Annotated in this window: 20 protein-coding genes; 11 read left to right on the top strand and 9 right to left on the bottom strand. The window is 40.1% G+C overall.

All coding sequences use genetic code 11. The features are described 5' to 3' along the window. Nucleotides 1–6: 6 nt before the first annotated feature. From F896_RS04800 to F896_RS04815, 4 genes are all read right to left on the bottom strand, one after another. Nucleotides 7–873 (bottom strand): 1-aminocyclopropane-1-carboxylate deaminase/D-cysteine desulfhydrase, encoded by an 867-nt coding sequence (locus tag F896_RS04800; protein ID WP_016164596.1) that lies wholly within the window; start codon nucleotides 871–873, stop codon nucleotides 7–9. A gap of 66 nt (nucleotides 874–939) precedes the next feature. Continuing rightward, nucleotides 940–2,103, bottom strand: a complete 1,164-nt coding sequence (locus tag F896_RS04805) for an HlyD family secretion protein (RefSeq protein WP_016164595.1) — start codon at nucleotides 2,101–2,103, stop codon at nucleotides 940–942. Nucleotides 2,104–2,126: 23 nt separating this feature from the next. After that, nucleotides 2,127–3,773: an MFS transporter gene (locus F896_RS04810; protein ID WP_016164594.1), complete on the bottom strand. Its 1,647-nt coding sequence runs from the start codon at nucleotides 3,771–3,773 to the stop codon at nucleotides 2,127–2,129. A 13-nt stretch (nucleotides 3,774–3,786) separates the two neighbouring features. Beyond that, nucleotides 3,787–4,335, bottom strand: coding sequence for a TetR/AcrR family transcriptional regulator (locus tag F896_RS04815; RefSeq protein ID WP_005205624.1), 549 nt, complete (start codon nucleotides 4,333–4,335; stop codon nucleotides 3,787–3,789). Nucleotides 4,336–4,520: 185 nt separating this feature from the next. On the opposite strand from F896_RS04815, the gene F896_RS04820 reads away from it, so the two are divergent. Next, complete coding sequence (locus tag F896_RS04820; protein ID WP_016164592.1) at nucleotides 4,521–5,198, top strand: DUF1345 domain-containing protein; 678 nt, start codon at nucleotides 4,521–4,523, stop codon at nucleotides 5,196–5,198. Nucleotides 5,199–5,298: 100 nt separating this feature from the next. Beyond that, nucleotides 5,299–6,057 carry a class I SAM-dependent methyltransferase gene (locus tag F896_RS04825; RefSeq protein WP_016164591.1) on the top strand — a complete coding sequence of 253 codons (759 nt, stop codon included), beginning with the start codon at nucleotides 5,299–5,301 and terminating at the stop codon, nucleotides 6,055–6,057. A gap of 54 nt (nucleotides 6,058–6,111) precedes the next feature. Here F896_RS04825 and F896_RS04830 read toward each other — a convergent pair whose 3' ends face one another. Beyond that, nucleotides 6,112–7,734 (bottom strand): oleate hydratase, encoded by a 1,623-nt coding sequence (locus tag F896_RS04830; protein ID WP_016164590.1) that lies wholly within the window; start codon nucleotides 7,732–7,734, stop codon nucleotides 6,112–6,114. Nucleotides 7,735–8,093: 359 nt separating this feature from the next. Here F896_RS04830 and F896_RS04835 point away from each other — a divergent pair, with 359 nt between their 5' ends. Then, entirely contained in the window at nucleotides 8,094–8,717 is a 624-nt protein-coding gene (locus tag F896_RS04835) for a LysE family translocator (RefSeq protein ID WP_016164589.1), read from the top strand. A gap of 62 nt (nucleotides 8,718–8,779) precedes the next feature. Here the strand turns inward: F896_RS04835 and F896_RS04840 are convergent, their stop codons facing one another. Continuing rightward, nucleotides 8,780–9,751, bottom strand: coding sequence for an MBL fold metallo-hydrolase (locus F896_RS04840; protein WP_016164588.1), 972 nt, complete (start codon nucleotides 9,749–9,751; stop codon nucleotides 8,780–8,782). A 425-nt stretch (nucleotides 9,752–10,176) separates the two neighbouring features. Between F896_RS04840 and F896_RS04845 the strand changes: the two genes are divergently transcribed. After that, complete coding sequence (locus F896_RS04845; RefSeq protein WP_171069669.1) at nucleotides 10,177–11,052, top strand: hypothetical protein; 876 nt, start codon at nucleotides 10,177–10,179, stop codon at nucleotides 11,050–11,052. Nucleotides 11,053–11,100: 48 nt separating this feature from the next. Here F896_RS04845 and metG read toward each other — a convergent pair whose 3' ends face one another. Next, nucleotides 11,101–13,158 (bottom strand): methionine--tRNA ligase, encoded by a 2,058-nt coding sequence (metG, locus tag F896_RS04850; RefSeq protein WP_016164586.1) that lies wholly within the window; start codon nucleotides 13,156–13,158, stop codon nucleotides 11,101–11,103. A gap of 202 nt (nucleotides 13,159–13,360) precedes the next feature. On the opposite strand from metG, the gene F896_RS04855 reads away from it, so the two are divergent. Continuing rightward, nucleotides 13,361–13,828, top strand: coding sequence for a hypothetical protein (locus tag F896_RS04855; RefSeq protein ID WP_016164585.1), 468 nt, complete (start codon nucleotides 13,361–13,363; stop codon nucleotides 13,826–13,828). Nucleotides 13,829–13,855: 27 nt separating this feature from the next. Here the strand turns inward: F896_RS04855 and F896_RS04860 are convergent, their stop codons facing one another. Next, nucleotides 13,856–14,353, bottom strand: a complete 498-nt coding sequence (locus F896_RS04860) for a hypothetical protein (protein WP_016164584.1) — start codon at nucleotides 14,351–14,353, stop codon at nucleotides 13,856–13,858. 109 nt (nucleotides 14,354–14,462) lie between these two features. On the opposite strand from F896_RS04860, the gene F896_RS04865 reads away from it, so the two are divergent. From F896_RS04865 to F896_RS04880, 4 genes are all read left to right on the top strand, one after another. Beyond that, complete coding sequence (locus tag F896_RS04865) at nucleotides 14,463–14,999, top strand: GNAT family N-acetyltransferase (RefSeq protein WP_016164583.1); 537 nt, start codon at nucleotides 14,463–14,465, stop codon at nucleotides 14,997–14,999. A gap of 186 nt (nucleotides 15,000–15,185) precedes the next feature. Next, nucleotides 15,186–15,635, top strand: coding sequence for a hypothetical protein (locus tag F896_RS04870; protein WP_016164582.1), 450 nt, complete (start codon nucleotides 15,186–15,188; stop codon nucleotides 15,633–15,635). A 158-nt stretch (nucleotides 15,636–15,793) separates the two neighbouring features. Next, on the top strand, nucleotides 15,794–17,023 hold the full coding sequence (gene apbC / locus F896_RS04875) for an iron-sulfur cluster carrier protein ApbC (RefSeq protein WP_016164581.1): 1,230 nt from the start codon (nucleotides 15,794–15,796) through the stop codon (nucleotides 17,021–17,023). A gap of 146 nt (nucleotides 17,024–17,169) precedes the next feature. After that, a complete protein-coding gene (locus F896_RS04880) occupies nucleotides 17,170–18,048 on the top strand; it encodes a 5'-methylthioadenosine/S-adenosylhomocysteine nucleosidase (protein ID WP_016164580.1) in 879 nt (292 codons plus the stop codon). 24 nt (nucleotides 18,049–18,072) lie between these two features. Here F896_RS04880 and F896_RS04885 read toward each other — a convergent pair whose 3' ends face one another. Beyond that, nucleotides 18,073–18,630: a DUF2062 domain-containing protein gene (locus tag F896_RS04885; RefSeq protein WP_032858878.1), complete on the bottom strand. Its 558-nt coding sequence runs from the start codon at nucleotides 18,628–18,630 to the stop codon at nucleotides 18,073–18,075. Nucleotides 18,631–18,946: 316 nt separating this feature from the next. Here F896_RS04885 and F896_RS04890 point away from each other — a divergent pair, with 316 nt between their 5' ends. Both F896_RS04890 and dcd read left to right on the top strand, forming a co-directional pair. Continuing rightward, nucleotides 18,947–19,540: a LysE family translocator gene (locus F896_RS04890; RefSeq protein WP_016164579.1), complete on the top strand. Its 594-nt coding sequence runs from the start codon at nucleotides 18,947–18,949 to the stop codon at nucleotides 19,538–19,540. Between the two features lie 106 nt (nucleotides 19,541–19,646). Further along, a complete protein-coding gene (gene dcd / locus F896_RS04895; RefSeq protein ID WP_003653416.1) occupies nucleotides 19,647–20,216 on the top strand; it encodes a dCTP deaminase in 570 nt (189 codons plus the stop codon). The last annotated feature ends 321 nt before the right edge of the window (nucleotides 20,217–20,537 follow it).

Raw genomic sequence — 20,537 nt, 5'->3', positions numbered from 1 at the left:
CTTTTTTTATTTTAAGCGACCTTGTAATCCACCCGTATGAATCGCCAAAATACGGCTATTTTCAGGGAAATACTGCTGCTGGATTAAATCAAATAGCCCCATCATCATCTTTGCGGTATAGACCTGTTCCAATGGAATTGCATATTGCTGTTCAAAATACTGCATAAATTGCAGTAGTTCTGGATTGGTTTTAGCGTAACCACCGTAGCAGTAGGCATCGGTTAAAGACCAATTACTTTTATTGGTCCATTGTTGAATATCCTGTTTTAGGAAGTCGCCCTTCAGTGCAGAAAAGCCTAGAACCAGTTGTTGTGCTGAGCTGCTTTCAATCAGTCCTGCAATGGTGCCACCTGTTCCAACTGCACAACAAATCACATCATAATTTTCCTGATCATCTTTGCTCAAAATTTCTTGTGTTCCTTTCAGCGCAAGTGCATTGCTACCCCCCTCTGGAACAATAAAGGCTTGCGGATATTGCTGTTGTAGTTGTTGTAAATATTCCGCTTCATGCCGCAGTCGATACTCAGCTCGGCTGACAAAATGCAATTGCATGCCAAAATCTTGCGCTGTCTGTAGGGTAGGGTTTAAGTCTTGAGTTGCAAGTTCTTCACCACGAATTATGCCAATGCTTTGAAAGCCAAAGTGCTGTGCTGCGTAGGCGGTTGCGGCAATATGATTTGAGAATGCGCCACCAAAAGTCAGGATTTGAGTCAAACCTTGTTGTTGAGCTGCAAGGAGGTTGTATTTCAGCTTATAAAATTTATTGCCTGAAATATGAGGATGAATCAGGTCCAGACGCTTAATGGTCAGTTGAACCGAACTGGGAAGTGCTAATGTTTGATAAGGTGTGGGTAAAGCAATGTGATCAAACATTTTCGAACAAGAGAAATAGATTTGATCACATTGTAAATGGATTTGATTGAGAATGTCAGTGTTGCATTAGGAGTTGGTATCCACAGAGGTAATTACCGACATCCCAGGACGCAAGTTTTCGATGCCTTTTTGATTTGGATCTATGGCGATACGAACTGAAATACGTTGTACCACCTTGGTAAAGTTACCTGTGGCATTGTCGGGTTTGAGCACGCTAAATTCTGAACCTGCGGCAGGGGAAATCTGTTCAACATGTCCTGTAAATTTCTGATGATTCATCGCATCGACAGTGAAATACGCTTTTTGCCCAATTTTCATATTGGCAATTTGGGTTTCTTTAAAGTTGGCAATCACCCACGTTTGTGTCGGAATCAGATAAAGCAATTGTGTTCCCGCTGCGACATATTGACCGACTCGTGGATTGACTTCACCTAATTGTCCATCCAATGGTGCAACAATGGTGCTGTAGTCTTTGGTGGTATTGGCTTGGTCGAGTTGCGCCTGCGCGCTATTGACTTGTGCTTTTAAACCAGACTGCGCTACTTGCGCTGTTTTTAAAGCTTCTTGCGCCACTAAGATATTGGCTTCAGCCTGTTTCAGTAAGGCGTGATTATTCTGCGCATCTGCCGCGGCTTTATCTTGTTCAGATTTAGACGCCGCACCGCTATCTCCCAATTGCTGGTAGCGTTTTAGCTGAGCCACAGATAAATCATACTGTGCCTTGACTTGATCCAATTTGGCTTGGGCTGCCACAACATCGGCCTGACGTTGTGCAATAGCTTGAGTTTGATTGGCAAGGCTATTTTCTGCTTGCTCTACGCCAGATGCAGCCTGTGTGACTTTTTGATCATAGGTGGTAGCATCAATATGCATTAACACTTGACCTTGTTTGACTTGATCAAAATCTTTGACCAAGACATCTTTAATATAGCCATTGATCTGCGAAGACAGGATGGTCGTTTTACCTTTCACATAGCTATTGTCGGTTTGTTCAACCGCCGTGTGGAAGGGGCCAATGCGCCAGGCCCATAAAATAATGGTGATCCCGACCAATAACACCAACAGCATCCACCACAGGGTAGAGCGTTTGGTTTTAATAAGTTTACTGGTCGGCGGTGGAGGTGGAGGCGGCATTTGGACGACAGCCTCAGGCACCTTTGCTGCTTGAGTTGTCTCATTTTGCTCAGTGGTTTGAGCATTATTATTTTCAGGTTTCTCTTGTTCGGACATAAGCTTTTCTCAATCAAAAAGGACTAACTGGCTGCTTGCAGATTTTTTCGGGTTTTGTATTTATCCCGTGCATATTTAAATAGACCCCACAGCAATAACACCACCGCAAAAATACCGTTTAATACGATTACATCGTTATAGGCACGTACCTGAGCCTCACGGGTGACCACTTTATTTAGGTTCTGCAACGCTTGGTTATTTTGCAAAACAGGATCATTGCTACTGACCATGGCACTATGCTGATAGGCCTGTAAACGCTGTGCCACAATCGGATTTGTTGGATCAAGATTGCTATTGATCTCGACTTTATAATCATAGGTATGGCGTTGCTGATAGGTGTTGAAAAAGGAGGAGCCGACCAAACCACCAAAATTCTGTGTTGCTGAAAACAGCACAATGAAGGTCACCACATATTGCGGGCCGCGTTGTAGGGTACGCATAAAGCCCATCAGCAGCAGTGGGCCGATAAACACACCACCTGCAAAGCTGACTAGAAATTGACTATGATAAAAGTTGGCAGGACGCACATCACTGGTCAAGTGATAATCCAGCGCACAAGCAATCAAAATCAGGATTTCGGCAAGGAATAAATTCAGAATCAGCCGTTCACGATGAAAGGTCAGCGCACTAAATACAGAACCTGCAATGGTGCCGCAGAAGATTACCACATACAGTGGTACAAACTGGTCGGGCCCCATGCCCATGGTCTTAAGGAAATTGACCGCGGCATAGCTTTGTTCTGACATGAGTAAGCGTAGGGCGAAGGCACTGACCACAAAGCTAAGTAGATCACCTGCGGCTAACCAACGGGTCATAATCAGTGGATTGCTGCGAAAGTGTTCGTAAGTGAGTCCCAACACAATTAAACAAAAACCCACAATTAAGGTATAGGCTAACCAAGGGCTATTGAACCACCATAAAATCGGGCCTTGGGTGAGTACGATACACAGGCAGGCAAAACCGGGTGCAAGCAAGGCAAAGGTAAAGAAGTCCTGCTTCTCGAATACCTCCAAGCGTAGGCTGCGTGGCAGTTTTAAAGCCACTACCATGGCAAAACAACAAATTGCCAAACCCAATTCAAAGGTATAGATCACATCCCACTGATTGGCACTGAGCAGAAAAGGTGAGATGATCCATGCCAAGGGTAGACCAAGTTGCTGAAAGCCAAAGGCCAGATAAATCCCTTTGGCCATATCCGCCTTACCAAAAGCTTGCATGGTGTAATACATACCTAGCGAGCTTAAAGGTGCGGCTGCCAAACCTGCAATAAACCGCACAAATAAGGCAACTTCATAGGTTTGAACAAAAATATGTAAAACCAATACACCGATAAAAGCCAACAGACCAATTTCTGAAAATAAGCGCAAACCATATTGTTGGCGAGCTTTAAACAGAATCAGGTTAGAGCTGACATTGGCCATCACATAGGCTGCAGGCAGCCATGCTGCTTGTGATGGGGTTAGGCCATATTCACCTTGGAAAATCGGTAAATTGGCAACGATAAAACCATTACTTAAACTGGCTGCAATACATATAAACAGTCCAATAAAAAAATAAGCAAAGCGTTTTGGTCGGGCATGTGCGATTGCAGCAGGCGAGCCCGGTAAGGTTGGGCGCTCATCTGCAGACCAATCTGGAGGAGTCTCTAGATAGCGAGGGCTTTTATCCATATTATTCCTCGAACTAAACTTTAATGCCGTTTAATAATAATTCTATTGCTCGTTTGGCTAAGCGCACTTGATCAGAGGCATGATGTCCTTGAAATGAGGAGCCCAAAATCGCTGTGATCATGGCAAAATCGTGTGGCGTTAAATCTGGACGACACAATTTGTGTTTTATAGCGCGATCAATCAAAGGTTGCAGTGCTTTATCACGCCGTTCATAAATGTTTAGCATGATTGGGTCTTGCCGATCAATAATGCGCCAGTAATCAATAAGAACCACCAGATGGGGCAGTTGTTCGATATGACCTTCAATGAGACGAATAAAGCCATCATCAAAGTCTTGTAAGGCAAGCGTACGTTGTTCCAAACGTTCAATGGCACGTTCCAGTAATGCCGTCATCAAGGCTTTACGATCTGCAAAATTACGATAAAAGGTTGCACGTCCCACGCCAGCATGATCAATAATGGCTTGTAAAGGCACATGAACCCCTTGCTTGCGGAAGATTTCTTCAGCAGCATTCAGAAGTTCATCACGATTATGCGCTGCCAATTGCTGACGTTTTGCCATGATAAAAATTTCTTGGGAGATAAGATGAATTAAACGGACATTTTTGTCCGAAGTAAATATGCTGAGAAACTTTATTTTGTTTAATTTCGGTAAAATCGCCGTTCCGAGTGATTTTTCTAAGGCCATACAGTGTTAAAAAATAAGGGTAAATTACTCATGCATAAAAAATACAAACAGGTGAAAAAATGCAAGGATTCATCCCGCGGTTGCTAAAAGGAATAAAGTATCGGCCATATTTGTCTGCGACTTTTTCTTTAGGGCTTTTGATTTTTGCGGCTTTACATTTTTTTACCCAATGGCATTGGGCAACCTGCTTACAGCTCGGTTGGAATATTGCCATTTGGCTGTATTTATTTCTGACCTTGAAAATGATGTGGCATTTGGACGCCACCCATATTTTACAACGTGCTAAGCAACAGGATGAAGGCAAGTGGATGATCTTGACCGTCGTTCTCGTTGCCATTGTGATCTGCTTTATTTCGATTGTGGTGCAATTGGGACATGTGCCTAAAGATCAGCCTATTTTAAAAAGTGCCCTGATTTTACTGACCATCGGCACGATTTTTTCAACTTGGTTATTACTGCATACTTTATTTGCGATTCATTATGCCCATGATTACTACCTTGCCAAAAGTCGTCATCATGAAGCAGGTTTAGATTTTCCTAAAACAGATCAGCCCGATTATCTCGATTTTATCTACTTTAGCTATATCATTGGGACATCTGCACAAACGGCCGATGTCTCGATTACCAGCTCAGAACTCAGGCATCTGAATATTTTTCATTGTGTGTTGGCCTTTATTTTTAATACCGTAATTTTGGCGGTTGCGATCAATGTTGCTGCCAGTTTGATTGGCTTATAATTAATAACTTATTTTTATTAATTTATTTAAAAATGATCATTTTTATTTTTGATCGGTGTTGGCTATTTTAAATATAGACCGACACCGCAAGGATAAGAATATGAATACCCAGCATCAAGTTAATCAACAGCAATATCAAGATAAATCCCAAGCCTATTTAAACAGTGCGGTGCATGCGCAAGGTGTTGAGTTTGCAAAAATGCAGCACTTGATCCAGTCCCATCAATTTAAAACCGTGTTGGACCTAGGTTGTGGTGGTGGCCATGTCAGCTATCAAATCGCACCATTTACCGATGAAGTCACCGCATATGATTTAACGCCGTCGATGGTGGAATTGGTGACACAACAGGCCAAGCAAAAGGGCTTGAATAATGTGATTGCTCAGCAAGGTGCTGCCGAGAGTTTACCCTTTGCAGATCAAAGCTTTGATTGTGTGATTACGCGCTATTCAGCACATCATTGGCACAACGTCGCGCAGGCGATTGCGGAAATTCGCCGTGTATTGGCGCCGCAAGGCAAGGTGATTATTGTCGATATTTTAGGGCACTCAAATCCAGTGATGGATACCTTCTTTCAGACTATTGAAACCATTCGAGATCTAAGTCATGTACGCAATTATAGTTTACAAGAATGGACGCGCTTTGCTGAATGTGCAGGTTTTAGGATCGAGAGCGTTGAAAAGCAATATTTAGATTTAGAGTTCAAGAGTTGGACAGAGCGGATGCAAACCCCTGAATATGCAGTTCAGACCATTCGTGATTTACAGAAAAAGGCATCTGATCAAACCCAGCAATATTATCGCATTCAAGCAGATGGTTCGTTCAGCAGTGAAGTGTTGTATTTGGTTCTTGCCCGATGAGGGCAGTTGAAGTAGATCATCAAGATCTACTTCATTTTAATAATTCAGACGGATTTAGTGAAACACGGTTTCTAAGGCTTTTAAACCGACTTTAGGGTCGAGCAGACCGTTGTAGATTTCAGGAACTTCACGGTCTACGCCTAAAAGCTGATAAATGGCGAGCATGGCACCACGGATGGAATATTCCACGGTAAACACCACATCATCTTCTAATTCCACAAATTGACCCAAGAAAGCAAAATTAACGGCATTTTCTGGAATCAGTAAGGGACGGTCGCCCGCTTTACGACAAGCAAACAGGGCAGAAGCATAGGGCATCATCACGGTAGTAATGTCACTATGTGCCAGTACATGATCCAGAATATCGTCGAACCCGAGTTGATGAATTAACTCAATCACAATTTCTTGCCCAGTGGCTTCACTCATTGGTTTTTTGATGTAGTCACCGATATGGTCAATTTCAAAACCATAGCCCCATAGGGTAAATTTGCCTTCAGGTAAATCAGCAAAATGTGGCTGTGCAGGCACGACGATGGATAAATGCCAGCCTGATTCAAACCAAGTCATCAGTGCACCCGTTCCCGGTTCATTGCCAGTGTAATCAATGATGCGTTTAAGCAGGACATCATCATGCAGAGTCAGGGTAAAGGATTTCCATTTATGTTCGTCGATATTGCCATTAAAGGTCATTGGGCGACCAAAATCAGGTGCTTTTTGTGCAAGGGTTTCCCATAAGCGCCAGCCATGATCCTGTCGATCACGAATTAAGGCAGGCACATCATTTTGACCGCCATAACGTGAATCGGCTGTAATCGAACCTAAGGTAAATAATGCGAGATCATGTTCACCTAATGCAATCTGTTCAGTCCCTTCTGGGAGATTCAGATAAAGCTTGCTTGCCTTACGTTGTTTGCTTTGCTCATCTTCAATAAAATCAGCATCGGTGACATAAGTACCAAATCGCACATCCACACCTTGCTCGACTAACCAACGTTGTAATGGATAAATCATCGAATCATATTGATTGTATTTGGTGCGCTTAACCCCAGCCAAGGTATGAATGCGGGGTAATTCCTGAATAAAACGTAAGAAATAGCGGCGTAATTCCGCTGCACTATGCCATTTCTGAAAGGCAAAGGTGGTGCGCCACATCCGCCAAAAATTGCTCTGGAAAAATGCATCATCAAAAAATTCATCAATACGACGGCTGCCAATCCGTTCTTCTTTGAGTGCCAATAGGCGTAGCATCTGCGCACGATTTAAGGTGGATAAGCCAAGCTTTTCGGCTTCTGCAATGACATGGTTCGCATCGATTAAACGGGCTTGGGCATGGGTTTTAATCTTGTCATTAAATTCACGGCATTCTTCACGGACAGAAATGTTTGGATCTTCCAGTGAGGGGATGCTGGAGAACAGATCCCATGTGCAGAGGTAGGTTTCATCGGTCAACATTCTTCCACCACGAGTCACCCAAGCATGATTGGGATTGAGTGGGTTATGGCCACCATCCATTGAACCACCTGAGACCTCAAGTTCTTCTAAAATATGAATGTGTTGGGCAGGGACTTTGGCATCACGAATGGCAAAGGCTGCCGCCGCCATACCAGCAATACCGCCGCCAATAATCCACAGATGTGATTGTGAAGGGTCTAAATTTTTCAATTTTTTAGTTTGCATCTAATGTGCCTCGGTTATCGTTATTGATGAAAATGAATTTAATTCCATAAATTTATTATGGGATTTAAATAGCTAAAAATAAATGAAAGTTACACTAAAATGGATGACAAATTTTGATCATAAAATTAGTTTTATAGAAAAATCGGATACTCGATCCATGACGGAGATGAATATGCTATTTTTAAGTGTTTGATATTCATTGTAAATTGAGTCTTTGCTCTAGCTTATAGCTTTCTAATCAACTTCTGTTGATTAAAGCTCACAAAAATTGCTGAGATTAGTCAAAATTTTTATATCTTCTGGCGATGCTTTTTCAGTAAAATTAATATTTGAAAATTATTCTAATCTAGAGGTTTCACTTGGCATCGTTATTGATTTTAGGCTCAATTGCTTTGGCTTTAATGTTGGGTGCAATCAGCCCGGGTCCTACATTTATTTATGTGGCTAAAAACTCAATTGCGATTTCTCGTAAGCATGGACTTTTCACAGCTTTGGGAACAGGGACGGGTGCAGCTTTATTTGGCTTGCTTGCTGTTATGGGTTTACAGGCAATTTTATTAGCCGTACCTTCTGCTTATATCGCACTTAAAATATTTGGTGGTCTTTACTTGCTTTGGCTGGCGTATAAAATTATCAAACATGCCAAAGAACCGATGGAAACAGTCAATGGCACTGTGAATCGCATGAGCTATGCACAAGCCTTTCGTTTAGGGTTAATTACCCAGTTAAGTAACCCGAAAATTGCGATTATCCTTGCCAGTATTTTTACCGCCTTATTACCGAAAGACATTCCAAGTTATTACTATGTGGTGTTGCCAATGCTGTGTTTCTTTATTGATGCAGGTTGGTATTCGCTAGTTGCAGTGGCACTGTCAGCAGAAGGCCCACGTAAAGTTTATTTAAAGTCTAAATCGATATTTGATCGCATCGCGGGTGGGGTGATGACCTTGCTCGGATTAAAGCTGATCTTTGGCATGAAATGATGCCGTAGAAAAAAGCGACCGAGAAGGTCGCTTTTTTATTGCCTAGAATTAGCGCACGCAGCTTAATCTTTAAAATGCACTGGAATCCATTGATAGCTTTTTCCATCAGCAGAATAAATATGCCCAATGCCCGGGAAAGGCAAATGGGGAGCAGCAATGGTTTGTCCGTTTTTAGCGAAATCAGCAAACTGTTTTAAACGGGTTGCAACTGCTTTTTTCGGGTCAATATCATATTCAATCGCAGTTTCGGGCTTATCAAATTGCACGGTGTGTGAATGCACGATATCTCCAATAAACACCACGCTTTCACCTTTGGTTTTTAACTCATAGCTAAAGTGACCGGGCGTATGTCCCGCGGTGTTAATCACTTTAAAACCCTGAATTTCATCACCGAGTTTATAGGTCTTAAAGCGTTGTTTGGCTTGGTACGGTGCAATGGCCTGTTTAATGTGCTTCACGGTTCCTTCATAACCCGCTTGTTTATCTTTTGGAAGCTTAGCCGCCTGTTTTGGATCTAGCCAATAATTGGCTTCATCACTGGAAACGTACACAGTTGCATTGGGGAAGTTAGCAACACCATCTTTACTGATGCCACACACATGGTCTGGATGCAAATGCGTGAGTAAAATGGTATCGACCTGTTCAGGTTTGTAGCCTGAAGCCTCTAGGTTTTTTAGAATCGAGCCTAAATGCGCACCAAAACAACTGGCTGCACCGCTATCGACTAAAACCAGTGATTTTCCAGTATTGACAAGGAAAGCATTGACTGAGGTCTGTACGCCTTTGTCTTGATCAGCGTAGTACTTTTTCAAGATTTGTTGGACTTGTTGCTGCGAAATATCTTTAAACAAGTTTGGTGACATAAAGTTAGTGCCATCAAGCAGGGCTGTAATTTGTACATCACCGACTTGGTGTTGGTAGTAGCCCTCAACCTGTTTTTGTTGTTCAATGACTGGCAGAGTTTTACTTGTTTCTGCATGAGTAAGTAGGGGGAAGTATGAACCCAATAGAGCCAAAGCCAGCATTTTTTTCATTTATAAATATTCTCAAAATTAGTTGAATTGTCTATTTTTTAGCACATGAGATGGATTTTTTCATCTGTTTTTTTCGATAGAATATTGTGGTTATAGATGCCACAGACATTCCATTTCAAACGTCTGAAAACAGAAGAAAGGCTCGGGTGATAAGAAAAATATGTATAAGATTAAATACAGGCTTCGATTGGCTACAAAATTAAAAAAATCTAAGTTTATGTGCCGGTCGGGATTCAATACAAAATTTTGAGCTATTTAGAAAAAAGTTAAATCAAATTCCTATAGGGACTTTATTTTTGCAGATAAAGATTATCTGGAGATTTATGCATTTGATGAGAATAGCTTACCTTCATCTAATTCTACAAGAAAATCTAAATTAGAAATAACTTATGACTAAGGTTTAATGATCAATAAAATATTAGAAAATGGAGAATTTTGTGCTTTGTAAAATATTAAATTATCATGGAAATATATTTATCATTTTCATCATAATTTTTTTAAGTAAATCTGTTTTTGCTGAACGAGTAGCTGATCCAGATACATTTTTAAAAATGCTCATTTCTCAACAATTACTTTTTGTAGATTGCCGAGAAAAATATCCTCAACAAATGCAGGAAATTTATGGGGCTGAAACCAATGTGTTTGAAGCTTTAGATAAAGATGGTCGATATGATAAAAATTTTAAGGCAAATGTGGATAAGATATTTATTCATTTAGACCCTGAAAAAAAGCAAAGTTTGACACAGGACGTAACGAGTGAATTTAAGCTAGTAAAAAATAAAGAGGGCGTGCTTTGTACAAATTTTTTAACCCAAAAGAAACACATAAATCTTAAGTTGAATAAAATTGTATATGATCCAAAGACCATGCTTTTTTATTTAAATATTCAAAATTATTGGTTACAAGCTAAGATAACAAGTGATGCTTTACCATGTGATTGTGAGGAAAAAAAGACAAATTTAGAAGAAGTCCGCCAATTCACTCTAAAAAACCGGAATAAAATTTTAAAAACTGATCTTCTATATATGCAGCAACGAGAAGATGGTGTTAATGAAGCATCCATGATGATTATGTGGAGAAATGATCATCAAGAATTAAGTCAAAGTGAAACTCAAGCATTTAGTGAAAATAATCGTATTATTGATGATTTTGGTTTTGAATCTATTGTACCTATAGAGCAGGAAACTCTACCAACTGATCTAACAAGCTTTTTGGAAGGGGAATATGCTTTAACTTATGAGTGTAAAATTGATTATATTCATGCAAAAAATACAACATGCATAAAAACATTTATTAAATGATTGTGACAATATGACAAGGCTTCCGAAGAAGCCTAGTCATATATTCGATTAAGACACTTTATCACCCGGTTTAGCGCCAGATTCAGGTGAAATCACCCAAACACCTTCGCCATTACCCGCGGCAAGTACCATACCGTTAGAAATACCAAAGCGCATCTTACGTGGCGCAAGGTTTGCCACCATCACCACCAACTTGTCTTTTAGGTCTTCTGGCTGATAAAACTCACGAATACCACTAAACACATTACGTGGTTCAGCTTCACCGACATCTAAAGTCAATTGCAGCAATTTATCAGAACCTTCTACAGTGGCAGCTTCCAATACTTTTGCTACACGAAGATCAACCTTCATGAAATCTTCGATACCGATAATTTCAGCTTCACCTACTTTTGGCTCAGGCTTCTTCTCGGTTTTCTTTTCTTTTTTCTTCTCTACTTTTGGCGCTTCTGCCGCAGCAGCTAAAGAGTCTTTAGAGGCATCCACCATTGCCGCAACAGCTTTAGCATCAACACGTTGCATCAATGGTTGGAATTGAGAAATTTCATGTCCAACCAAGATATGCTGACGTGATGCAAAGTCAAAGCTTTCAAGCTGTAAGAAGGCTTGAACCTGTGCAGCAAGCGTTGGTAGGACTGGAGCCAAGTAAATCGCAAGTTGACGGAATAAGTTAATACCCACCGAACACACATCATGAACTTGTTGTTCCTGACCTTCTTGCTTCGCAAGTGCCCACGGTTTTTTCTCATCAATATATTGATTCGCGCGGTCAGCCAAAGCCATGATTTCACGGATTGCAGCAGAGAATTCACGTGCTTCATAAGCTTGTGCGATTGAATCACCTGCATCAATAAAGCTTTGTACCAGTTCAGACTCTGCACATGTATTTGACAAAGTATTATTGAAGTTGGTGTTAATGAATTTTGCACAACGGCTAGCAATATTCACCACTTTACCCACAAGGTCAGAATTCACTTTTTGAACGAAGTCGTCTAGGTTCAAATCTGAATCTTCAACTTTGTCAGAAAGCTTAGATGCAAAGTAGTAACGTAAATATTCAGGATTCAAATGCTCTAAATAGGTTTCAGCTTTAATGAAAGTCCCGCGAGACTTCGACATCTTCTGACCATTCACCGTCAAGAAACCATTCACGAATAAACCTGATGGGGTACGGTAGTTAGCACCTTCAAGCATTGCAGGCCAGAACAGCGCATGGAAGTAAACGATATCTTTACCGATGAAGTGATAGACTTCTTTATTGCTGTCTTTTTTCCAAAAATCATCAAAGCTTAGATCAGGGCGTTTAGTTTTGATGTAGTTTTCAAAACTCGACATATAACCAATCGGTGCATCGACCCAAACATAGAAATATTTGTTTGGTGCATCTGGAATTTCAAAACCGAAATAAGGCGCATCGCGTGAAATATCCCAATCAGATAAGCCTGCTTCAAACCATTCGTCTAGTTTGTTGGCAATCGAAACAGGCAGGCGGCCTTGGTCACGGGTCCATTTCTGTAAGTATTCTGAGAAATTCGGCAATTTAAAGAAGTAGTGATCTGATGATTTCTCAACAGGGGTCGCACCACTTAATGTTGAGCGCGGGTTTTCTAATTCAGTGGCATTGTAGGTTGTACCGCACACTTCACAAGCGTCGCCGTATTGATCTTCCGCTTTACATTTCGGGCATGTGCCTTTAATGAAACGGTCAGACAGGAACATGCCTTTTTCAGGATCGAATAACTGAGTAACAGGACGAATTGCAATATTGCCTGCTTCACGGTTTTTAATATAGATTTCTTCAGAACGTGCTTTGTTCTCGTTACTATTGGTTGAATCATAGTGATCGAAATGTACGCCAAAACCATCAAAGTCACGGATATGTTCTTTCTGAACATTGGCAATTTGTTGTTCTGGGCTAATCCCATTGGCTTCGGCACGTAGCATGATTGCTGTACCGTGAGCATCATCCGCACATACATAAGTCACATCATGGCCCATTGCACGCATCGCACGAACCCAAATATCTGCTTGGATATAACCGAGTAAGTGACCCATATGGATAGGACCATTGGCATAAGGTAGGGCATTGGTGACTAAAATTTTACGCACGGATATTGTTCTCTCATTCGTATTTGCAAGGCAGATGATTTTACATGACTTGAAGCTGACTTGCACAAGGGATTCAGTGAAATCTTTTCAAGCTCTATTTTTAGTTATTCTAGAACTTCATTAAAGCTTCACTTGTACTTCAATCAAAACACATTTCCTTTACAGATAATGGCTGCATGCTCAATAAAGAAAGGAAATAACAATGAGGTCTTGGCATTTGCTTTGTGCATCTTTTTGCGCAAGTGTGGCATCGGTTTTTAGTTTTGTGATTCCGTATTGTTTGTTCTTAAATTTTCAACAGAACCATTTATTGCATGTGGTCAGCAACGCGATGCAAGTGATGCTGTATCTCACACCATTTCTGATTGTTCTTGCTTTTATCTTCTACGTCATTGTTTTATCAATATTGAAGTTACCCAGCAAAATTTTTGATTTTGTGCAGTTTTTTAAAGTTAGTCTGGTCTTTTTTACAGGGTGGATGTGCTTAGTGCTGATGATTTTGTTTGAAGATCAGGTTAATGGCTTCGATTTAGAAACCTTGGCCGTGAGTCTTTTCATTTTTGTTGCAGTTTTGCCTGTACTTGCAGTGGGCTGTATCAGTGCCAATAGTTGTTATGTTTTGATGTGCAAAAAGAAGTATCGCGACTTAAATCAACTTGAGAGGATTTAGGGGGAAAAAAGTATGCACCCCGAAGGATTACATACTCTGCATTTGTTTAACAGTAACGCTGTGCTTTGAATTCTTTCTTAAAGAGATAATCTTTCCTTTGGATAGGAAATGGATGTGGTAGCTCTTTAAACGATCTGTTTTAGGATCAAGGGTAATTTCAGCAAACATCGGCGTTTGCCAAAGTTCATCACTACCCAAAATACCTAACCAAGCCTGTGCTTTTAAGGCAACACTAAATTCATCTTTGATTTCAAGTTCAGTAATGCTGAGTTCACTACACCAATGTTCAGTTTTAGGAAACTCGGCTTTAGAAAATTTCCAGCAAATGGTTAGCGCCAGACTACTTTCAATCGGTGCATTATCATCACTATTTTGATGAATCGCTGGAATTAATTGTTCAGCCAAATCTGCTTCAAAAGAAAGAAGCATTTTCTGGATTCGTCTTTTACTGGAAAGAATGTACTTCAAACGTTTTTCTTGAGCCTGAAGTTCATGCTGAATTTCTAAAAGTTCATTTTCATTCATATTAGGTAATTCTGACAACGAGGTCTATGATTGAGATATTGCGGAAGTATATCCGAACTATCTCCTTATATTGTTAATAGTTTTTAATACAAATTTATTGGTTGTAAAAATGATCGAAACAGCTCGACTGCGTTTAAGACAGTGGCAAGCAAAGGACTATGCACTCTTTGCTGCAATGAGCACCAATCCACAAGTCATGGCGTATTTTCCTAAACTCCTGATTCGAGCAGAAAGTGATGCCATGATCGATAAAATGAAATCAATTATCGACACACAAGGCTGGGGTTTTTGGGCGGTTGAATTAAAACACAACCAGCAATTTATTGGTTTTACAGGTTTACATGATCAACCGACACAATTTTCATTTTCACCTTGTGTGGAAATCGGATGGCGACTCGATCAAGCCTATTGGGGGCAGGGTTATGCACCAGAAGCTGCTCAAGCTGCGCTCGCATTTGCTTTTGATCAATTGAAACTGGATAAAGTGGTTGCCTTCACCACTTTGGAAAATACCAAATCACAAACAGTGATGCGAAAATTACAGATGAAAAAAGTGTCTGAGTTTCAGCATCCCGCTTTAGCCTCAGAGCATCCTTTAAGCTGGCATGTACTGTATGAGATTCTAAAATCTGATTTTGTTGAATAAATGGGATGTTATTCATTTATATGATTTTTATATCTGAAAATTAAAAGCTTTATCAATCCGCAATTATTTGAATCTTCCTGTATTTCATTTGTTTCAATTTGCAGCAATGGACAAAAAAATCTTCCAAACACGGTATAACTAAGACTGATCCAAACAATACGTTTTTACCTATAGTGAGGAAATACCATGACAAATGAAAAACTTGATGAATTAAAAGACCAAGCCGCAGAATTGGGTAATGACTTAAAATACAAAGCGAAAGAAGCTCAGCTACAAGGTGAAAAAGCAGTGGATGACTTAAAACATTCCGCAGAGGAATTAAAGTTAAAAGGCGAAAAAGACCTTGATGATTTAAAGAAAGATATCTCTGAGCAAAATGCAGAAGGTAAAGAGGCAGTTTCATCTAAAGTGGATGATCTTAAAGCCAAACTTGAAGATACCCAACATACAGTTCAAGATAAGTTTGATCACTTTAAAGAAGAAGCTGGCCATAAATTGGATGATGCCAAAGCCAAAGCCTCTGAGTTGAAAGATGAAGCTGCTGCAAAGTTTGATGATTTAAAAGCTCAAGCAAGCCATAAGCTGGATGATTTAAAGAAAGCTGCAACAGATACGATCAATAAGTTTAAAGGTTAAATGTTGTATAAACGCTAAATAAGTGATGCTCATATCTTGAGAAGAAAAGTTGCTATAAAAAATGAGCAATTATCTACTTTGATATGAGCGTCGATTCTTCAATACTGCTAAACTAACCAAACTCAGTGAAATGTTGATCTGTTTTTGGAGTAAACAAAATGTCGTGGCTTTCTTCCTTAAAATCTGTTTTTTCACCAGCGCAAGAAGTGAAGGAAGACGAGATTCAAACAGTTCTACAAAATTATGTACTGCCACATTCAGACAATGCGCTAAAAGAACGCATTAGCCAAGTGAATGTACAAGGCCGTATTTTACAACTCACGATTAATACTTTCCCGCAAGAAAAAGATCACTTACAGCAGATTCATGATGAGTTGGCTGAAGCTTTGGAAAAATGCGGTATCCAAGAGCTAAACTTACATATTATCCAACAAAAACATGCCGCGCATGGTGAAGCAGGTCATAGCTGTTCATCGAAGCCAAAAGCAGAAAATAGCAATTTACCGCCAGTCATGGATGCTTCACCTAAAGCGGAAGCCGATCAGAATAATCCGCCAATTCAAAAAGCTGCACCACAACAACGTGATGTGGCTGCGCATCCACGCATTCAAAATGTGATTCTGGTTTCCTCGGGTAAAGGTGGGGTGGGTAAATCAACGACCACGGTCAACCTTGCACTCGCGCTACAGCAATTGGGTCTAAAAGTCGGTGTGTTGGACGCCGATATCTATGGACCAAGTATCCCAACTATGTTGGGTAATGCAGGCAGAACGCCGCAGATTGAAAATGAACACTTCGTACCCTTAGATGCTTATGGTATGGCGGTATTGTCGATTGGGCATTTAATTGGTGCGCATAATACGCCTGTGGCTTGGCGCGGGCCAAAGGCAACAGGTGCATTGATGCAGCTATTTAATCAGACTTTATGGCCTGATCTAGATGTACTGGTGATAGATATGCCACCTGGTACAGGCGATATTCAACTGACTCTGGCACAACGTATTCCTGTAACAGGTGCAGTGATTGTCACCACGCCGCAAAATGTTGCGTTGATGGATGCAACCAAGGGTATTGAATTATTTAATAAAGTGAATATTCCAGTACTCGGTGTCATTGAGAATATGTCCACGCATATCTGTTCAAATTGCGGTCATGAAGAGCAAATTTTTGGTACAGGTGGTGGTGATCAGCTATCTGAGCAATATCATATTCCTTTGCTCGGTCATTTACCTTTAGATGCTAAAATTCGTGAACATGCAGATAAAGGCACACCAAGTGTGATCGCAAAAGATGCAGCCGCAGACAGCTATCTCAATATTGCACAAGCAGTGTTGCAACAAATGGAGAAGTTACCAAAACGCCAGAAAGACGATAAGCGTATCTTCTAAAATGCTTAAAAACCCAGCATAGCATGCTGGGTTTTTACTGTTTGATTAAAATAAGTTTTTATTTTTACGCTTTAAAAATAAATTAAAAAAATAAAAAATGGTATGTTGCTTGCTTATCACTTGTTTTGATTTTTGAGTATAGATCAATGATGCAATTTAAAAGCCTGATGAGTATTGTCAGTGTTTGCGCAGCTTTAGTTTTAAGTGGCTGTAATGGAGATAATTCTTCAAATAGTAATAACCAAGTACAGGAAAAGCCAAAATTACAGCCGATTGTGATCCAAGGCGCATTGCCGGTTGAATCAGAGCGAATGGCATCAAAACTAGAAAATGTCAGTGTAGAAACCATCGGCGGCTGGAAATTCTGGAAAGGCACCTATAAAGGTTATCCAATGGTGATCTCTAAAACCCGGATGGGGATGAGCAACTCGGCCGCAGCGACAGCCATTGCAATTCAGCATTATCAACCGATTGCAATTATCAATCAGGGAACCTCGGGTGGACACGATCCAGACCTAAAGGTGTTTGATATTGTATTAGGCAAATACACCACCAATATCGGTGCATTTAAAACCCCAAAAAAGCCAATTGGCGGTGGTTCTAATTCACTGGAGTGGAATGAAGCATTTGATGTATTACCAGAGGATGAATCTGATCCAGAACCGATTGCGATTCGTAAATTCGAAGGGGATAAGGAATTACTGGTCGCCGCTTATAAAGCTAAAGTGCATTACAGCAAAGGACAAGTGGTCGAAGGCACCATCGGTTCAGCAGATACCTGGAATAATGAACTTGATCGTATCAACTTTTTCCATACCAAATACGGAACCTCTGTAGAGGAAATGGAAGCTGCTTCAGTGGCGCAGATTGCGCAACAGTTCAAAGTACCATTCCTTGGGGTGCGTATCTTATCGAATAATATTACCAATAATGGTGCTTATGACCCTGCAACAGGCGAAGCGTGTCAGGACTATGCACTTGAGGTCGCTGAGCAATATATGAAGGCGAAAGCAGAGGCTAAATAATTAATGTGATCGAGAAGAAATCATTTAAATGGTTTCTTCTCGCTGTTGTTTTTCTCGTTTGCGCCAGCTGCGAATCACGATCCAGCGCCACATCAGGTGAGTCGCTAGATAAAATAAAATGGCAAATAAAACAGCTTCAATGATTAGACCTGAAACTAAAATTTTAGCCAAACTAAAATCTATATGACCATGCCCAAAGTTCTTAATCCAGTTTAAAATTTGATGTAGAACTCCAAGCAACATCTCTTTATTTATCATATTGACGTGATAAATTTTTGTCCCAAACCAAAAGCCTAAATACAGAATTGGCACCACGGTAAAAGGATTGGTGAGCCACGCCATACAGAGGCCAATCGGTAAATTTACTTCAAAAAATAATACCGTTAGAATAATAAACAGACTATGGAATGGAACAGGCAGAATGCCCCAGAAGGTACCAATGAACATGGCTTTTGCAATCGAGCGACGATTCACATACCAAAGCAATGGATTTAAGGCGCGATCGCCAAAAATTTTCATCAGCTTTAAGCTCGCGACTTTCTCTGATGAAGGCAGCCACTTGTGAAAGAATTGCTTAGGCATAAACGCGGAAATAGACCCAATAAGATAGATAAACAGGAAATTGTATAGAAAATAACACGATTTACTTAGTGAAAACTTAAAATCGCGTCAGACATTATTGCACTAAAAATAAGCCCAAGATGAATAGCTTACATTTATTGTATTTTAAATAGACGCTTTTTATGCAGTGACTATTGAGTAGAGTAGGCTTGAAATCCATAAAATAAATATAAAACAGATGTTTAACTTGCATTTGGTCATAACTGTTTACAGTTAATTTTTTGCTATGGCTTCTGAATTGGATTAATCTGAAACTATCTCCTAGTGAGGTCATTCAATGATTTCATGGCTCTTTATTGGTTTAGTCATTACCATTCTGTTGACTCCTGGTCCCACCAATACTTTATTGGCATCTTCGGGTATTCAAGTTGGATTACGCAAATCTTTACTATTGATTCCAGCAGAAGCAATTGGCTATATCATCGCAATTAGTGCATGGGGCATGCTGATTGGTAAAGTCTCTATAACTTTGCCTGCATTGCCTATCTTTTTGAAATTATTAAGTGCGGGTTATATCGTCTTTCTTGCAATTAAATTATGGCGCACTGCGAACCAAGAAGTAGCTTTAAATCAACCGACCATTCGACCTAGAGAGTTGTTATGCGCGACTTTGCTTAATCCTAAAGCATTGTTATTTGCTTCAGCGATATTTCCTGTTGCAGCATGGAAAAGCCAAGAGATTTATATTGCACATATGAGCAGTTTTGTCGGCTTGATTTTGCCAATTGCATTATTCTGGATTTCAGTTGGTGCAATGTTAGCAAAGAATAAAGTTGTATGGTTGTCTCAATCAAAATTACAGCGCACTGCATCTGTCGTACTTATGGCTTTTGCGATCCCAATTAGCTATTCAGCATTGATCAATTTATAACTTTGACAGCGTTATCCACATAACAGGATAGTGCTGTTGTTTTCATTGATACCATTTTACGTTAAAGTACTCGCCAATTATTAACTTCGTCTATGGATAAAAAGTCATGGCAATAAAATCTGATCGTTGGATTCGTGAAATGAGCGAAAAACACGGCATGATTGAACCTTATGCAGAGAATCAAGTTCGTTTTGATGAAAACGGAGAAAAGTTGATTTCTTATGGGGTATCGAGCTATGGCTACGATGTCCGTTGTGCACGTGAGTTTAAGGTATTCACCAACGTTCATTCAGCGATTGTTGACCCAAAGAACTTCGATGATAAAAGCTTTATCGATATCGAATCTGATGTGTGTATTATTCCGCCAAACTCATTTGCTTTAGCGCGTACGATTGAATACTTCCGTATTCCACGTAATGTACTCACGGTTTGCTTGGGTAAATCAACTTACGCGCGTTGCGGTATCATTGTAAACGTTACGCCGTTGGAACCTGAGTGGGAAGGTCACGTTACCCTTGAATTCTCAAATACAACTAATTTACCAGCGCGTATTTATGCGGGTGAAGGTGTTGCACAAATGTTGTTCTTTGAAAGCGATGAAGTGTGTGAAACATCATATAAAGATCGTGGTGGTAAATACCAAGGTCAAACGGGTGTGACCTTACCGAAGACTTAATTTTTAATCGTTTTAAAAATTTAACCATTGATCATCGGGTCAATGGTTAATACCCTCTCAGTAAAAGCGAAATATAATTCTTATCGCATCATCATAAATCGTATCGTTTTAACGAATAATAATCCTTAAATTTTTAGTATTCCCTTATTTTTAATCAATTAGATTTATCCATCTAAATAAAACGCTCTACTTCTTGTTCTCCTTAAATTCAAGATAAGTACTCACCTGTGATTTATGCGATCGCTTGATGATGTTTTAACCATTGGTCAGGAAAATATATAAATTAATCAAATAATAAAAAAGATATGCTAAAAATAAATC

It is taken from the genome of Acinetobacter genomosp. 15BJ (assembly GCF_000400715.1).
GTDB lineage: Bacteria > Pseudomonadota > Gammaproteobacteria > Pseudomonadales > Moraxellaceae > Acinetobacter.
Note: the sequence above shows the minus strand (reverse complement) of the source record. Positions and strands in the feature narration are given on the sequence as shown.

What these genes read in the sequence shown, in the direction of transcription:
- F896_RS04800 (WP_016164596.1), bottom strand. Translation starts at nt 873, where the DNA reads ATGTTTGATCACATTGCTTTACCCACACCTTATCAAACATTAGCACTT.
- F896_RS04805 (WP_016164595.1), bottom strand. Translation starts at nt 2,103, where the DNA reads ATGTCCGAACAAGAGAAACCTGAAAATAATAATGCTCAAACCACTGAG.
- F896_RS04810 (WP_016164594.1), bottom strand. Translation starts at nt 3,773, where the DNA reads ATGGATAAAAGCCCTCGCTATCTAGAGACTCCTCCAGATTGGTCTGCA.
- F896_RS04815 (WP_005205624.1), bottom strand. Translation starts at nt 4,335, where the DNA reads ATGGCAAAACGTCAGCAATTGGCAGCGCATAATCGTGATGAACTTCTG.
- F896_RS04820 (WP_016164592.1), top strand. Translation starts at nt 4,521, where the DNA reads ATGCAAGGATTCATCCCGCGGTTGCTAAAAGGAATAAAGTATCGGCCA.
- F896_RS04825 (WP_016164591.1), top strand. Translation starts at nt 5,299, where the DNA reads ATGAATACCCAGCATCAAGTTAATCAACAGCAATATCAAGATAAATCC.
- F896_RS04830 (WP_016164590.1), bottom strand. Translation starts at nt 7,734, where the DNA reads ATGCAAACTAAAAAATTGAAAAATTTAGACCCTTCACAATCACATCTG.
- F896_RS04840 (WP_016164588.1), bottom strand. Translation starts at nt 9,751, where the DNA reads ATGAAAAAAATGCTGGCTTTGGCTCTATTGGGTTCATACTTCCCCCTA.
- F896_RS04845 (WP_171069669.1), top strand. Translation starts at nt 10,177, where the DNA reads ATGGAGAATTTTGTGCTTTGTAAAATATTAAATTATCATGGAAATATA.
- F896_RS04855 (WP_016164585.1), top strand. Translation starts at nt 13,361, where the DNA reads ATGAGGTCTTGGCATTTGCTTTGTGCATCTTTTTGCGCAAGTGTGGCA.
- F896_RS04860 (WP_016164584.1), bottom strand. Translation starts at nt 14,353, where the DNA reads ATGAATGAAAATGAACTTTTAGAAATTCAGCATGAACTTCAGGCTCAA.
- F896_RS04865 (WP_016164583.1), top strand. Translation starts at nt 14,463, where the DNA reads ATGATCGAAACAGCTCGACTGCGTTTAAGACAGTGGCAAGCAAAGGAC.
- F896_RS04870 (WP_016164582.1), top strand. Translation starts at nt 15,186, where the DNA reads ATGACAAATGAAAAACTTGATGAATTAAAAGACCAAGCCGCAGAATTG.
- apbC (WP_016164581.1), top strand. Translation starts at nt 15,794, where the DNA reads ATGTCGTGGCTTTCTTCCTTAAAATCTGTTTTTTCACCAGCGCAAGAA.
- F896_RS04880 (WP_016164580.1), top strand. Translation starts at nt 17,170, where the DNA reads ATGATGCAATTTAAAAGCCTGATGAGTATTGTCAGTGTTTGCGCAGCT.
- F896_RS04885 (WP_032858878.1), bottom strand. Translation starts at nt 18,630, where the DNA reads ATGCCTAAGCAATTCTTTCACAAGTGGCTGCCTTCATCAGAGAAAGTC.
- F896_RS04890 (WP_016164579.1), top strand. Translation starts at nt 18,947, where the DNA reads ATGATTTCATGGCTCTTTATTGGTTTAGTCATTACCATTCTGTTGACT.
- dcd (WP_003653416.1), top strand. Translation starts at nt 19,647, where the DNA reads ATGGCAATAAAATCTGATCGTTGGATTCGTGAAATGAGCGAAAAACAC.